Annotated in this window: 14 protein-coding genes; 8 read left to right on the top strand and 6 right to left on the bottom strand. The window is 73.8% G+C overall.

Going from position 1 to position 12,696, the window contains the following annotated elements:
• Positions 1–11: 11 nt before the first annotated feature.
• Positions 12–773, bottom strand: coding sequence for an SDR family NAD(P)-dependent oxidoreductase (locus ACA511_RS26445; RefSeq protein ID WP_375027496.1), 762 nt, complete (start codon positions 771–773; stop codon positions 12–14).
• A 71-nt stretch (positions 774–844) separates the two neighbouring features.
• Here ACA511_RS26445 and ACA511_RS26440 point away from each other — a divergent pair, with 71 nt between their 5' ends.
• The gene (locus ACA511_RS26440) at positions 845–1,987 is read left to right on the top strand and encodes a thiolase family protein (RefSeq protein WP_375027300.1); all 1,143 of its coding nucleotides are present in this window, start codon (positions 845–847) and stop codon (positions 1,985–1,987) included.
• On the top strand, positions 1,984–2,853 hold the full coding sequence (locus ACA511_RS26435) for an ArgK/MeaB family GTPase (RefSeq protein WP_375027299.1): 870 nt from the start codon (positions 1,984–1,986) through the stop codon (positions 2,851–2,853). Before ACA511_RS26440 ends, ACA511_RS26435 begins: the two co-directional genes overlap by 4 nt.
• On the opposite strand, the gene ACA511_RS26430 is transcribed toward ACA511_RS26435, so the two are convergent.
• From ACA511_RS26430 to ACA511_RS26410, 5 genes are all read right to left on the bottom strand, one after another.
• On the bottom strand, positions 2,844–3,503 hold the full coding sequence (locus ACA511_RS26430) for a TetR/AcrR family transcriptional regulator (protein ID WP_375027298.1): 660 nt from the start codon (positions 3,501–3,503) through the stop codon (positions 2,844–2,846). The genes ACA511_RS26435 and ACA511_RS26430 overlap by 10 nt on opposite strands.
• Positions 3,504–3,613: 110 nt before the next feature.
• Complete coding sequence (locus tag ACA511_RS26425) at positions 3,614–4,822, bottom strand: amidohydrolase family protein (protein ID WP_375027297.1); 1,209 nt, start codon at positions 4,820–4,822, stop codon at positions 3,614–3,616.
• Positions 4,816–5,139, bottom strand: a complete 324-nt coding sequence (locus ACA511_RS26420) for a hypothetical protein (protein ID WP_375027296.1) — start codon at positions 5,137–5,139, stop codon at positions 4,816–4,818. Before ACA511_RS26420 ends, ACA511_RS26425 begins: the two co-directional genes overlap by 7 nt.
• A complete protein-coding gene (locus ACA511_RS26415) occupies positions 5,123–6,391 on the bottom strand; it encodes an aromatic ring-hydroxylating dioxygenase subunit alpha (RefSeq protein WP_375027295.1) in 1,269 nt (422 codons plus the stop codon). The genes ACA511_RS26420 and ACA511_RS26415 overlap by 17 nt, the downstream gene beginning before the upstream one ends.
• A gap of 4 nt (positions 6,392–6,395) precedes the next feature.
• Positions 6,396–6,926: a carboxymuconolactone decarboxylase family protein gene (locus tag ACA511_RS26410; protein WP_375027294.1), complete on the bottom strand. Its 531-nt coding sequence runs from the start codon at positions 6,924–6,926 to the stop codon at positions 6,396–6,398.
• A gap of 197 nt (positions 6,927–7,123) precedes the next feature.
• Between ACA511_RS26410 and ACA511_RS26405 the strand changes: the two genes are divergently transcribed.
• Genes ACA511_RS26405 through ACA511_RS26380 form a run of 6 tightly spaced genes read left to right on the top strand, consistent with a single transcriptional unit; the run spans position 7,124 to position 12,640 of the window.
• The gene (locus tag ACA511_RS26405; RefSeq protein ID WP_375027293.1) at positions 7,124–8,491 is read left to right on the top strand and encodes an ABC transporter substrate-binding protein; all 1,368 of its coding nucleotides are present in this window, start codon (positions 7,124–7,126) and stop codon (positions 8,489–8,491) included.
• Complete coding sequence (locus ACA511_RS26400) at positions 8,492–10,597, top strand: inner-membrane translocator (RefSeq protein WP_375027292.1); 2,106 nt, start codon at positions 8,492–8,494, stop codon at positions 10,595–10,597. It begins immediately after the preceding gene.
• Positions 10,578–11,288 (top strand): ABC transporter ATP-binding protein, encoded by a 711-nt coding sequence (locus ACA511_RS26395; protein WP_375027291.1) that lies wholly within the window; start codon positions 10,578–10,580, stop codon positions 11,286–11,288. Before ACA511_RS26400 ends, ACA511_RS26395 begins: the two co-directional genes overlap by 20 nt.
• The gene (locus tag ACA511_RS26390) at positions 11,285–11,995 is read left to right on the top strand and encodes an ABC transporter ATP-binding protein (RefSeq protein ID WP_375027290.1); all 711 of its coding nucleotides are present in this window, start codon (positions 11,285–11,287) and stop codon (positions 11,993–11,995) included. The genes ACA511_RS26395 and ACA511_RS26390 overlap by 4 nt, the downstream gene beginning before the upstream one ends.
• Positions 11,992–12,360, top strand: a complete 369-nt coding sequence (locus tag ACA511_RS26385; protein WP_375027289.1) for a hypothetical protein — start codon at positions 11,992–11,994, stop codon at positions 12,358–12,360. Before ACA511_RS26390 ends, ACA511_RS26385 begins: the two co-directional genes overlap by 4 nt.
• Complete coding sequence (locus ACA511_RS26380) at positions 12,341–12,640, top strand: hypothetical protein (protein ID WP_375027288.1); 300 nt, start codon at positions 12,341–12,343, stop codon at positions 12,638–12,640. Before ACA511_RS26385 ends, ACA511_RS26380 begins: the two co-directional genes overlap by 20 nt.
• The last annotated feature ends 56 nt before the right edge of the window (positions 12,641–12,696 follow it).

The raw sequence follows: 12,696 nt of genomic DNA, 5'->3' as shown, positions 1-12,696 counted from the left end.
CACCGTCCGGCTCACTTCGGGGGGAACCGCAGTGCGCCGTCGAGCCGGATCACCTCGCCGTTCAGGTAGTCGTTCTCGCAGATGTGCTCGACGAGCGCCGCGTACTCGGGGGAGCGGCCCATCCGCTTCGGGTGCGGCACCTGCGGCCCCCAGTACGCCTCCAGCCGGTCGCCCGCCTTGCCGTAGGCGGGGGTGAGGAACGTCCCGGGGGCGATGGTGACGACGCGGACGCCGACCGGCGACAGGTCGCGCGCCGCGACGAGCGTCATGCTCACGACTCCGCCCTTGGCGGCGGCGTAGGGCAGCTGGCCGATCTGGCCCTCGTAGGCGGCGATCGACGCGGTGTTGACGACGACGCCCCGGGCGCCCTCGACCGGTTCCTGGCGGGCGATGGCGGCGGCGGACAGGCGCATCACGTTGAAGACGGCGGTCAGGTAGAACTCGATGGTCCGCCGGAACCCGTCGAGGTCGAGGGGGGAGCCGTCCTTGCCGACGAGCCGGCCGCCGCTCGCGGGGCCGCCGTGCGCGTCCACCGAGATCCGCAGCGGCCCGGCGGCCTCCGCCTCGGCCAGCGCGGCGAGGACGCCGTCCTCGTCGGTGGCGTCGGTCCGCACGTAGCGGACGCCCAGCTCGTCCTCCAGCGCCTTGCCCTTCTCGTCGGCGAGGTCGGCGACGACGACCTTCGCGCCCGCCGCGTGGAGCCGCCGGACGGTGGCCTCCCCGAGGCCGCCGGCCCCGCCGACCACGATCGCTGAGCACCCGCTGATGCGCATCGACATTTCCCTTCCTTGCGAGTGAAGCTTTGATATACGAGAATAGCATTCTCGCAATCGGGAGGGCACCCATGCCTGAAGCAGTCATCGTCTCCGCCCTGCGCACCCCCATCGGGACCGCGTTCAAGGGCACCCTGCGCGACACGACCGCCTTCGACCTCGCCCACCACGTCGTCACCGCCGCCGCGCGCGGGCTCGACCCGGAGCGGGTGGACGACGTCATCCTCGGCGAGGGGCTCTACGGCGGCGGCGTCGTGGCCCGGCACGCCGCCGTCACCGCCGGGCTGACGTCCGCCGCCGGGCTCGCGCACAACCGGCACTGCGCGGCGGGGCTCGCGGCCGTCCAGGGCGCCGCCGCGAGCATCCGCGCCGGCATGGACGAACTCGTCATCGCCGGCGGCGTGAACTCGGCGTCCACCGCGCCGAAGTCGCGCTTCCGGGACGGCGACGAATGGATCGACCCGTGGCACTCGCCCACGCATCCCGACCGGCCCGACGCCCCCAACCTCGACATGTCGATCACCGTGGGCTGGAACGCGGCCGTCCTGGCGGGCGTGTCCCGCGAGGAGATGGACGCGTGGGCGCTGCGCTCGCACCGCAACGCCGTCCGCGCGATCGACGAGGGCCGCTTCGACGCGGAGATCGTCCCCATCGAGACCGGCCACGGGCTCTTCGCGGTGGACGAGCACCCGCGCCGCACCACGTCCCTGGAGAAGCTGGCCTCGCTGAAGCCGCTGCATCCCGAGATCGAGGGGTTCAGCATCACCGCCGGGAACGCCGGCGGCGCGAACGACGGCGCGGCCGCCCTCGTCGTGGCCTCCGACCGGCTCGGGCTGCCCGCGCTGGCGACCGTCCGCGCGTGGGCGTCGGTCGGCGTCGACCCCGCCGAGACCGGGCTGGCGCCGGTGAAGGCGATCCCCAAGGCGCTCGCGCGCGCCGGGCTGGCCGTCGGCGACGTCGACCTCTTCGAGATCAACGAGGCGTTCGCCGCGATGTGCGTCGCCACCGTCGGGAAGCTCGGCATCGACCCCGACCGCGTCAACGTGAACGGCAGCGGCTGCTCGCTCGGCCACCCGGTCGCCGCGACCGGCGCCCGGATGGTGGTCACCCTGGTCCACGAGCTGCGCCGCCGCGGCGGCGGCACCGGCGTCGCCGCGATGTGCGCCGGCGGCGGCATGGGGTCGGCCGCCGTCATCGAGGTCCCCGCTCCGTGACGAGCGTCGACGCGCTGCTCGGCGCGGCCCGGGGCGGATCGCTCCGGGCCGCCGGACGGCTGCTCAGCCTCGCGGAAGGGGACCGGCGCGCGGAGGTGACGGCCGCGCTGCCGCCCGCCTCGATCCGCGTCGTCGGCGTGACGGGCCCGCCCGGCGCGGGCAAGTCGACGACGGTCGCGGCGCTCATCGGCGCCTACCTGGAGCGCGGCCTGCGGGTCGCGGTCCTCGCGGTCGACCCGTCCTCGCCGTACAGCGGCGGGGCGCTGCTCGGCGACCGGATCCGGATGGCGGCGTACGCGGCGCACCCCGGCGTGCTGATCCGGTCGCTCGCCGCCCGCGGCCATCTGGGCGGCCTCGCCGCGGCCGTCCCGGCGGCCGTCCGGGTGCTCGCCGCCCTCTCCTACGACCTCGTCCTGCTGGAGACGGTCGGGGTCGGGCAGTCCGAGATCGAGGTGGCCGCCGTCGCCGACCCGGCCGTCGTCGTGCTCGCGCCGGGCGCCGGCGACGCCGTCCAGGCGGCGAAGGCGGGCCTGCTGGAGGTCGCCGACCTGCTCGTCGTCAACAAGGCCGACCGGGACGGCGCCGAGCGGACCGCCCGCGAGCTCCGCGCGGAGACCGGCGGACCGGTCCTCCTGCTCGCCGCCTCATCGGGCCGGGGCATCGCCGACCTGGTCGAGGCCATCGAGGCGCACCGGCGCTCCGACACCCCTGAGCGGCGGGCGGCCCGCGCCCGCGCGCAGATCCTCGCGGCGGCCCAGACGGCGCTGCGCGCGCATCCGGAACTCGACTGCCTCGCCGCCGGCGTCGCGGCCGGCCGCGCGGACGCGTGCACCGCGGCCGGCGTCCTGCTCGGACGTCAGCCCTGAGCGGCGAACCCCGAGGCGCAGAAGTCCCAGACCTCGCCGGCGGTGATCGGGCGCCCGCCCTCGTCGTCGTCCGCGACGCCGCTGGACTGGGCGACGAACATCACGGTCTGCATGGTGAGCGCCGCCGCGCGGCGCGGCGTCGTCGCGGCGCGCAGCCGGCCGGCCTCCTCGGCCTCCGCCATCAGCTCGGTCAGCAGCGCGAGCAGCGGGGCGTGGGCGACCCGCACCTCGGCCGGGTGCGAGGCCAGGAGCCCCGGCGCGAAGTCGGTGAACAGCGGGCGCTGCGCCGCCGGGTCGGGGCGGCAGAGCTCGAACAGCAGCTGGACGGCGACCTGGAGCCGGTCCAGCGGATCGGACCGGCCGGACGCGGCGGCGCGGATCTGCTCGGTGGCCCGGCGGAGCGCGTCCTCGAACAGGGCGAGCAGCAGCTCGTGCTTGCCGTCGAAGTGCTGGTAGAAGCTGCGCAGCGACTGGCGGGACCGGTCGACGACCTCCTGCACGGTGAAGTCGGTGGTGCCCTTCTCGGTGATGATCGCCTGCGCGGCGTCCAGGAACCGCTCGACCCGCTGCTCGGCGCGCAGCTTCGCGGCCTTCGTGGAACGCTCGACCGCGCGCTGCTTCCAGGCCGGCTCCTCGCTCGTCGAGCTCACGGCTTGATCAGTCCTCTGCCCCATGGGTAGAACTTTACTGCACGCGACCGCGAGGCCGCCTCCCGGACGATCGTCACTGGCCGGTCACAGATGAGATCCGCGCTCTCCCGTCATCGGACGTGGACCCTCCCGCCCTTCATCACGAACCGCACGTCCTGCGTGACGGCGATGTCCCGCAGCGGGTCGCCCGGGACGGCGACGACGTCGGCGAGCAGCCCCTCGGCGAGCCGCCCCCGGTCGGCGACGCCGAGCAGCTCGGCGGCCGTGACCGTCGCGGCGCGCAGCACCGACAGCGGGCTCATCCCGCGGCTCACCAGCGCGACCAGCTCGCAGGCGTTCTTCCCGTGCGGGATCGCCGGGGCGTCGGTGCCGACCGCGATGCGCACCCCCGCCTCGTACGCGGCGCGCACCGAGGCGCGGGCGCGCGGGAACATCTCCGCGGCCTTGGCCCGCAGCTCGGGCGCGGCCTTGGACACGTCCATGCCGTCGGCCAGGTAGGTCGTCGGGACGAGGAACGTCCCGCGCTCCACCATGAGCGCGATCGTCTCGTCGTCGATGAGGAAGCCGTGCTCGATGCAGTCGATGCCCGCCTCCACCGCCGCGCGCACCGCCTCCGCGCCGTGCGTGTGCGCCGCGACCCGCAGGCCGCGCCGGTGCGCCTCGTCGACGATCGCGCGCAGCTCCTCGTCGGAGTAGTGCTGCGCGCCGGGCGCGCCGGTGTGCGACATGACCCCGCCCGAGCAGCAGACCTTGATCAGCTGCGCGCCGTGCTTGATCTGGTACCGGACGGACCGGCGCACCTCGTCGACGCCGTCGGCGATGCCCTCCTCCACCGACAGCGGCAGCACGCCCGGCGCGAACGCGGCGAACATCGTCGGGTCGAGGTGCCCGCCCGTCGGGGTGATCGCGTGCCCGGCCGGCACGATCCGCGGCCCGTCGATCCAGCCCGCGTCGATCGCCTTGGCGAGCGCCACGTCCAGCAGGTAGCCGCCCGTCTTCACGAACAGCCCGAGGTTCCGGACGGTGGTGAAGCCCGCGCGGAGGGTGCGGCGCGCGTTGCCCACGGCGCGCAGCATCCGCAGCGGCGGATCGTCCTGGACGGGGGAGCGCGTGACCGTCTCGCCGCGCCCGCCCATCAGGAGGTTGACCTCCATGTCCATGAGGCCGGGCAGCAGGACCGCGTCCCCGAGGTCGATGGTCTCGCCGCGGGCCGGGCCGCCGACCCCGGCGATCCGTTCGCCGTCGACGCGCAGGACCCCCGGGCGGACGATCTCGCCCGCGTCCACGTCGAGCATCCCGGCCGCCTTGAGGGTCAGCACCGGGGCTCGACGATCAGGTTCAGGTACGCGGCGCCGCTGTCGGGCACGCGGGCCTGCTTCCACACCTCCACGGGGAACGACACCATGACCAGCGACTGCATCAGGTGCAGCAGGGACCGGGCGTCGTCCGGGAGGTCGTCCCAGGGCAGCGCGTCGCAGTGCGCGATGGCGTCCTCCAGCCGGGGGAAGGCCGCGTCGTAGAACGCCTGCATCTCCTCCATCGAGCTGGCCAGCCGCTTGGCGTACCGCTCGGGTTCGGCCGGCAGCGCCCAGGCCGCGTACGGCTCCAGGTCGGCGAACTCAGCGGGCAGCGTCATCGCGGTACTCCTTCACGTGGTCGCCGACGACCTTGTGGAGGTGCCGCAGCAGGATCTCCTGGTCGTTGAGCGGGAACTCGGTGACGGCCCGGCTCTTCAGCATGGTCTGCGTCGCCTCCAGGGTGTTGGCGTCCTGGAGGGCGTACTCCTTGAACGTCACCGCCGCCAGCTCCTGCGCGAGCCGCTCGCGGGCGCTCTTCGGCGGGACGAAGTACAGGCTCGTCTCGAAGACGTGCCGGTCGACCGCCGTCGGCCAGTAGTGGTAGGTGAGGTACCAGCCGGGCGCCCAGAACAGCAGGGTGAAGTTCGGGAAGAACTCGAACGAGTCGGTGCCCCACGACTTGTGCCGGGACGGGTTGATGCCGGGCGGCAGCGGGTCGAGGCCCTCGATGTCCGGCCGGTCCCACGGCCCGAACAGGCCGCTGCGCAGCACCCGCTCGATCGGCTTGACCATGCCCGGGTCCTTGGGCGGGGCCATCCCGCCCCACGACGAGATCATCGAGTGCGGGCTGAACATCTGGTAGTGCAGCGCCTCGAACCCGAAGCCGAGCAGCTTGTCGGCCTCGTCCTGCACCGCCTGCTTCTGGTGCAGGACGGGCGCGTGGTAGAACTCGGCGAACGCGTCGATGAACAGCTTCCAGTTGGCGCCGATCTCCGCCTTGTAGGTGTAGACCTCGGTCATCTCGTGGAAGGGGTAGCCCTCCAGGCCCTCGGCCATCTCGCCGAGGTACTCGGTCAGCGGCCGGGCGTCCGGGTCCAGATTGACGAAGACGAACCCCTCCCAGACCTCGCACCGCACCTGCTTGAGGCCGTACTCCGCCTTGTCGAGGCCGAAGAACTCCTCCTCCTGCTGGACGAACGTCAGCTCGCCGTTCAGGTTGTAGCGCCAGCCGTGGTACTTGCAGGTGAACTGGCGGCAGGTCCCCTTGACCTCCTCGCCGGGGAAGTCGTTCCAGGCGAGCTTGTTGCCGCGGTGCCGGCACAGGTTGTGGAACGCGCGGATCTCCTTGTCCCGGCCCCTGACGACGATCAGCGACGTGTCGGCGACCGCGAGCTCCTTGGTGAAGTAGGAGCCGGTCCGCGGCACGAGCTCGACCCGTCCGACGTTCAGCCAGGTCCGCTTGAAGATCGCCTCCCGCTCGGCCTCGTAGTAGGCCGGGTCGACGGAGTCGGTGTAGTCGACGGGGCCGGTGCCGAGGTCGGGGTACTGCTCGGTCCAGCTGCCCGCCGCCGGTTTCGCGAAGTGGGGCACGTCTCTACCTCTCGTTCTCGGGCTCGACGCCGAAGGTGTTGAACGCCATGGCCATCAGGCAGTAGGCGCCGACCGTGAAGACCAGGTCCATCCGCTGGCGCTCGTCCAGGTGCCCGCCGAGCGCGGCCCAGGTGCCCTCCGACACCGCGGAGTCGCCGTCGAGTTCGTCGACGGCGGCGAGCACCGCCTTCTCCAGCGCGCCGGCGGCCTCCCCGCGGCCCGCGTCCTCGATCTCGTCCGGCGCGAGGCCCGCCTTCGCGGCGAGCCGCACGTGGTGGCTCCACTCGTACGCGCAGCCGCGCCGCCGCGCGACCCGCAGGATCGCCAGCTCGCGCAGCCGGGGCGGCAGCGTCGAGTCCAGCATCACGTGCCGGCTGAAGGTGAGGAACGCCCTGGTCAGGGCGGGGTAACGGGCGAGCGTCGCCAGCGCGTCGCCGGCTCCCCGGGGGTTCAGCCGGCGCTCGGGCAGCAGGACGGCCAGCGCGGCGCGCGTCTCGTCGTCCCACTCGTCCTCGGGCAGCGGGGGCAGGCGCATCACGGGTTCCCTCCCGGCCGTTCCTGAGAATTAGATTCTCACTTTCGTGATGTCAGGTTTCCATGCTTGCCGCCGCGCCGTCAACCTCCGGGAGTGGCCAGGGGCATTTACGCAGAGTGAATTCTTGATTCTCGAACAACGAGAAGCTAGTTTCCATCTACCTGCAAGCCGTCGGGGACGCCATCGAGGAGGACTCCGTGAAACCGCAAGCCACCATCGCCGCCCTGGTCGCGGTCGCTCTGATCGCCGCCGGGTGCGGCCGCAGCGGCTCCGGCGGCGAGGAGACGACACCCGGGCCCAAGGCGGCCGTGTCGGGCGACTTCGGCGACCTCAAGGGCGTGTGCGGACCGGGCGGGGCGAGCGGCTCGCCCGCCCAGGGCGTCACCGCGGACGCGATCAAGGTCGGCGTCTTCAGCGACGTCGGCTACACCAAGAACCCCGAGTACTCCGACCTCGCCAAGGTCTTCACGTCCTGGTGCAACGACGCGGGCGGGATCAACGGCCGCAAGATCGTCCCCACCGTCCGGGACGCCAAGTTCATGGAGGTCCGGCAGCGGATGCTGGAGGCCTGCCGGGAGGACTTCGCGCTCGCCGGCGGCTCCGCCGGCCTGGACGGCATGGGCGTCAAGGAGCGGCTGTCGTGCCTGCTGCCCGACTTCCCCGCCCAGACGAGCCAGGTCCAGGCGAACGGCGCGGACCTGCAGGTCGCCCAGACGGGCGGCTCGGCCCACAACCGCTACGCCGGCTACTACCACTGGCTGCTGAAGGAGGGCTACCCCTCCTCGGCCGGCGCCGTCGGCCTCATGGGCGGCGAATCCCCGGTCACCAAGGTGCTCGGCGGCCAGGCCAAGGAGGGCCTGCAGGCCGCCGGAGGCAAGATCGTCTACGACGGGCTGTTCCCGCCGCAGGGGACGACCGACTGGACGCCGTACGCGCAGGCCATCAAGAGCAAGGGCGTCAAGGGCCTCGTGTTCTACGGCAGCTTCGCCGACCTGGCCAAGCTGGAGCAGGTCCTGACCGGGATGAGCTACAAGCTCGACTGGATCGACGCCAACAACAACTCCTACGGCCCCGCGTTCCTGAAGCTCGCCGCCGACTCGCTCGGCGCGCAGAACAACCTGGCCGACCTCAGCGGCGTGCACCCGCTGGAGAACGCCGCGTCCAACCCGGCCACCGAGCAGCTCATGGACCTGTACGCCAAGTACGCGCCGAAGGCGCAGGTGACGCTGCCGGCCGTGCGCGGCTTCGGGGCCTGGCTGCTCTTCAGCAAGGCCGCCGCGTCCTGCGGCGACGCCCTGACCCGCAAGTGCGTCTACGAGGCCGCCCGCAAGGAGGGCGCGTGGACGGCCGGGGGCCTGCTCGCGCCCGTCGACCTGACCTCCGCGGACAAGCCGCTGCAGTGCTTCAACGTCGAGAAGGCGACCCCGCAGGGCTGGAAGCCGGCCGACTTCAAGCCCGACAAGGGCGCCTACCGCTGCAACGTGCCCCCGTACCGGTTCAAGGGCCAGTACGGCAGGCCGCTGAAGCTCGCCGACGTCGGCAAGAGCATGAGCGACGTCAAGTAGATGGAGCAGTTCCTCACCTTCGGCATCGTCGGCCTGAGCACCGCCGCGGTCTACGCGGTCGTCGGCAGCGGGCTCGTGCTCACCTACGTCACGACCGGCGTGTTCAACTTCGCGCACGGCGCGGCGGGCATGCTGGCGGCGTTCGCCTACTGGCAGCTCACCGAGGGCTGGGGGTGGCCCGTCCCGGTGGCGCTGGCCGTGGTACTGCTCGTGCTCGCCCCCGCGTTCGGCGCCGCCGTGGAGCGGTTCCTGCTCCGCCCCGTCCAGGACCTGGGCGAGGCGGAGCGGCTGGTGATGACGGTCGCGCTGCTCAGCGGCCTCATCGCCGCCGCCCGCTGGGTCTGGGACCCGAACGTCGCCCGCCCGCTGCCGACGTTCTTCGCCGACCGGAGACCGTTCCACGTCGGGCCCGCCACGGTCACCTGGCACCAGGCGCTGACCATGCTCGTCGCGGTGGCCGCGGCGGCGGTGCTGTGGTTCCTGCTGAACCGGACGCGGACGGGCGCGGAGATGCGGGCGACCGTCGACGACCGGGCCCTGGTCCGGCTCAACGGGGGTGACCCGGCCCGCGCGGGCCGCGCCGCGTGGGTCCTCGGCACGCAGCTCGCGGCGATCGGCGGCATCCTCATCGCGCCGACCGTCGCGCTGGACGCCGCCCAGCTCTCCCTGCTGATCGTCAGCGCCTACACCGCCGCCGTCTTCGGGCGGCTGCGGAGCCTGCCGCTGACCTTCGCGGGCGCCGTGGTCGTGGGCTGCCTGGAGAGCTACCTGACCGGGTACCTGCCGCAGAACGCGTTCCTGCCGGGGCTGCGGCTGGCGGCGCCCGCGCTGCTGCTGTTCGCGGCGCTGCTGGTGTTCCCGCACCGGCGGCTGCGCGGCCGGGACCGGCGGCTCGCCCGGGTCCCGCTGCCGACGATGCGGGGGACGGCCGTGTTCGCCGCCGCCACCGTCCTGCTCGGGGTCGTGCTGGCCTCCGTGCTGGACGTGCCCGACCTCGTCGCGGTCGCGCCGGTCTTCTCGCTGGGCGTGGTCGCGCTGTCGTACGTCCCGCTCGCCGGGTACGCGGGGCAGATCTCCCTGTGCCAGCTCAGCGTGGCGGGGATCGGCGCCGTGGTCTGGGCGCACCTCGGCGCGGACGGCTCGCCGTGGGCACTCGCGGCGGCGGTCGCGGTGTCGGCGGTGGCGGGAGCGCTGATCGCGGTCCCCGCGCTGCGGCTGTCCGGGGTGTACCTGGCGCTCGGGACGGCCGCGTTCGCGGTCGTCCTCGACCGGTGGATCTTCACGCTGCCGACGTTCGAGGTGCTCGGCGTCCGGATCGCGCTGTTCGAGCAGGGCTCGGTGGAGGTGGCGGGCCCGTCGCTGCTCGGCCGCGCGCTGGACGGCGAGGCGGAGCTGACGGTGTTCGCCGCGGCGTGCCTCGCGCTCGCCTCGCTCGGGGTGGCGGCGCTGCGCCGCGGCCGGTTCGGGCGGCGGCTCATCGCGCTCCGCGACAGCGAGGCCGCCTACGCGACGCTCGGCGGGAACCTCCTGTTCGCCAGGGTGGCGGTGTTCGCGCTCGCGGCGGGCATCGCCGGGCTCGGCGGCGCGCTGTACGGGATGCAGCAGCGGTCGATCACACCGGAGCAGTTCAACCTCGTCGCGGGCCTGCCGCTGTTCCTGGTCGCCGTGGTCGGCGGTCTCGGCGCCGTGGGCAACGGCCTGTTCGCGGGGACGGCGCTCGTGGCGCCGAACGCGCTGCTCGGCCTCGCGCCGTGGGTCCAGAACCTCGTCGCGCTCCTGCCGGGCCTGGCCGGGATGGGCCTCGGCCACAACCCGGACGGGATCGTCCCGAGGTTCCGCACCAGGTGGGAGACGCTGACGGCGGACAGGACCGTCCTCCCCGCACTGCTCTGCACGCTCGCCGTGGCGTGGGTGCTGCGCCTCGCCGGCGTCATCAACGGCTGGACGCTGTTCGGCGGCGCCCTCATCGTGGCCCTGCTGTTCCGCGCCCTCGCGTCGGCGCGGGCCGCCCGGGAGGCGGACGTCCCGGTGGAGTGGTGGGGCGTGCGCCGCGCGTGGCGTCCGGAGGACGGGGAGGTGCTGGCCCGTGGAGTCGCTCGTGGTTGACGGCGTGACGGTCGCGTTCGGCGCGGACCTGGCGCTGGACGGGGTCGGCCTGACCGCCGGGCCCGGCCGCGTCACCGGCCTGATCGGCCCCAACGGGGCGGGCAAGAGCACCCTGTTCGACGTCGTGTCGGGGCTGCGCCGCCCGTCGTCCGGGCGGGTGGTGCTCGGCGGCCGCGACGTCACCCGGATGGGCCCGGCCCGCCGCGCCCGGCGGGGCCTGGCGCGGACGTTCCAGCGGCTGGAGCCGTTCGGGCGGCTGAGCGTCCGCGACAACCTGCTCGTCGCCGCCGAGCTCGGCCCGGAGCGGCGGCGGGCGGCGGGCACGGTCGCGGCCATCCTGGACCGCCTCGGCCTGACGGAGATCGCCGACACCACCGCCGACGCGCTCCCGACGGGCGCCGCCCGGCTGGTCGAGGTCGGCCGCGCCCTCGCGACCCGCCCCCGGCTGCTCCTCCTCGACGAGCCGGCGGCCGGGCAGGACGCCGAGGAGACCGCCCGGTTCGCGGCCGTGCTGCGCTCGCTCGCGGACGAGGGGACGGCCGTCGTCCTCGTCGAGCACGACATGGGCCTGGTCATGGGCGTGTGCGACGAGGTCCACGTGCTGGACCTCGGGAGGGTCATCGCGTCCGGCCCGCCCGGCGTGATCCGCCGCGACGAGGCCGTCCTGGCCGCCTACCTGGGGGACGCATGAGCCGGGTGCTGCTCGAACTGCGCGGGGTGCGGGCCGCCCACGGGGGGATCACCGTCCTGCACGGCGTGGACCTGACCGTCCGCGCGGGGGAGGTCACGGCCCTGCTCGGCCCGAACGGCGCCGGCAAGACCACGACCCTCCAGGTCGCCGCGGGCCTGCATCCGGCCGCGTCCGGGCGCCTCCTCCTCGGCGGGCGGGACGTGACCGGCGCCGATCCCGGCGACGTGGCCCGTGCCGGGGTCTGCCTGATCCCGGAGGGCCGGGGAGTCTTCCCCAACCTGTCCGTGCGCGACAACCTGCTGATGATGACGTTCACGGGCCGCACCCGCGCGGAGGTCGAGGAGGTGGCGTTCACCCGCTTCCCCGTCCTCGCGCGCCGCGCGGCGCAGCGGGCGGGGACCCTGTCGGGCGGTGAGCAGCAGATGCTCGCCCTCGCCCGGGGCCTCGCCACCGACCCGGCCGTCCTGCTGCTGGACGAGCTGTCCATGGGCCTGGCCCCGCTGGTCGTCGGGGGCCTGTACGAGCAGGTCGCCGACATCGCCCGGCAGGGGGTGGCCGTGCTGGTCGTCGAGCAGTTCGCGGCGGCCGTCCTGGATTTCGCCGACCACGCGGCCGTCCTCGTGCGCGGCCGGGTCGAGCGGCGCGGCGACCCCGACGACGCGCTGCGCACGGAACTGTCCGCCCTCTATCTCGGGAGCGCCCCATGACACCGACCGAGCCGCGCGCGGACCGCTTCGTCCGCGAACTGGCCGAACTGAAGATCCCCGACCCGGCGACCGCGCGCACGACCCTCTGGCTCCGCGCCGGCGCGACCCTGATGGTCCTGGGCCCGGCCCTGGCCGCCGCGGCCTATTTCGTCTCGCACGGCACGCGGGACCCTCTCGTCCAGCGGGACGCCTTGACCCTCGGCCTCGCGGGCGTCGCCGCGTCCGTCGTGGGGTCGGCGCTCTTCCTGCGCTATTCGCTGACGGGGTTCCTGCGCTTCTGGATGGCCCGCCAGTCCTTCGACCTCGCCCAGCTCACCGACCGCCTCTCCGGAAAGGACTCCGGCCATGACCCTGCGTCCCGGTGACCAGCTCGCCAGCACCGCCTGCAGCACCCGGGTGATCGTCGTCCGCGCCGCGGCCGGCGACCCCCCGGAAATAGCCTGCGGCGGCGCCCCGATGGTCCCAGCCGAGGGCCCTCCGCCCCCGCCTCCCGAGGGCGACCCCACCACCCAGATAGGCAAGCGCTACGTGAACGCCGCAGGAACCCTGGAGCTCCTCTGCACCGCCTCCGGCACAGGCGAACTGACCTGCGACGGCACCCCCATGACCCAGAAGGCCGCCAAGCCCCTACCGGCCTCCGACTAACCCCGCGAGCCCGCAGGCGAGCACCGACCGAGACCGAAAGAGGCGCGGGCGCGAAG

It is taken from the genome of Actinomadura sp. GTD37, assembly GCF_041951365.1.
Classification (GTDB): domain Bacteria; phylum Actinomycetota; class Actinomycetes; order Streptosporangiales; family Streptosporangiaceae; genus Spirillospora.
The sequence above is the reverse complement of the archived record's forward strand: the minus strand, read 5'-3'. Positions and strand labels throughout refer to the sequence as shown.

What these genes read in the sequence shown, in the direction of transcription:
- ACA511_RS26385 (WP_375027289.1), top strand. Translation starts at nt 11,992, where the DNA reads ATGACACCGACCGAGCCGCGCGCGGACCGCTTCGTCCGCGAACTGGCC.
- ACA511_RS26390 (WP_375027290.1), top strand. Translation starts at nt 11,285, where the DNA reads ATGAGCCGGGTGCTGCTCGAACTGCGCGGGGTGCGGGCCGCCCACGGG.
- ACA511_RS26380 (WP_375027288.1), top strand. Translation starts at nt 12,341, where the DNA reads ATGACCCTGCGTCCCGGTGACCAGCTCGCCAGCACCGCCTGCAGCACC.
- ACA511_RS26410 (WP_375027294.1), bottom strand. Translation starts at nt 6,926, where the DNA reads ATGCGCCTGCCCCCGCTGCCCGAGGACGAGTGGGACGACGAGACGCGC.
- ACA511_RS26420 (WP_375027296.1), bottom strand. Translation starts at nt 5,139, where the DNA reads ATGACGCTGCCCGCTGAGTTCGCCGACCTGGAGCCGTACGCGGCCTGG.
- ACA511_RS26445 (WP_375027496.1), bottom strand. Translation starts at nt 773, where the DNA reads ATGCGCATCAGCGGGTGCTCAGCGATCGTGGTCGGCGGGGCCGGCGGC.
- ACA511_RS26440 (WP_375027300.1), top strand. Translation starts at nt 845, where the DNA reads ATGCCTGAAGCAGTCATCGTCTCCGCCCTGCGCACCCCCATCGGGACC.
- ACA511_RS26400 (WP_375027292.1), top strand. Translation starts at nt 8,492, where the DNA reads ATGGAGCAGTTCCTCACCTTCGGCATCGTCGGCCTGAGCACCGCCGCG.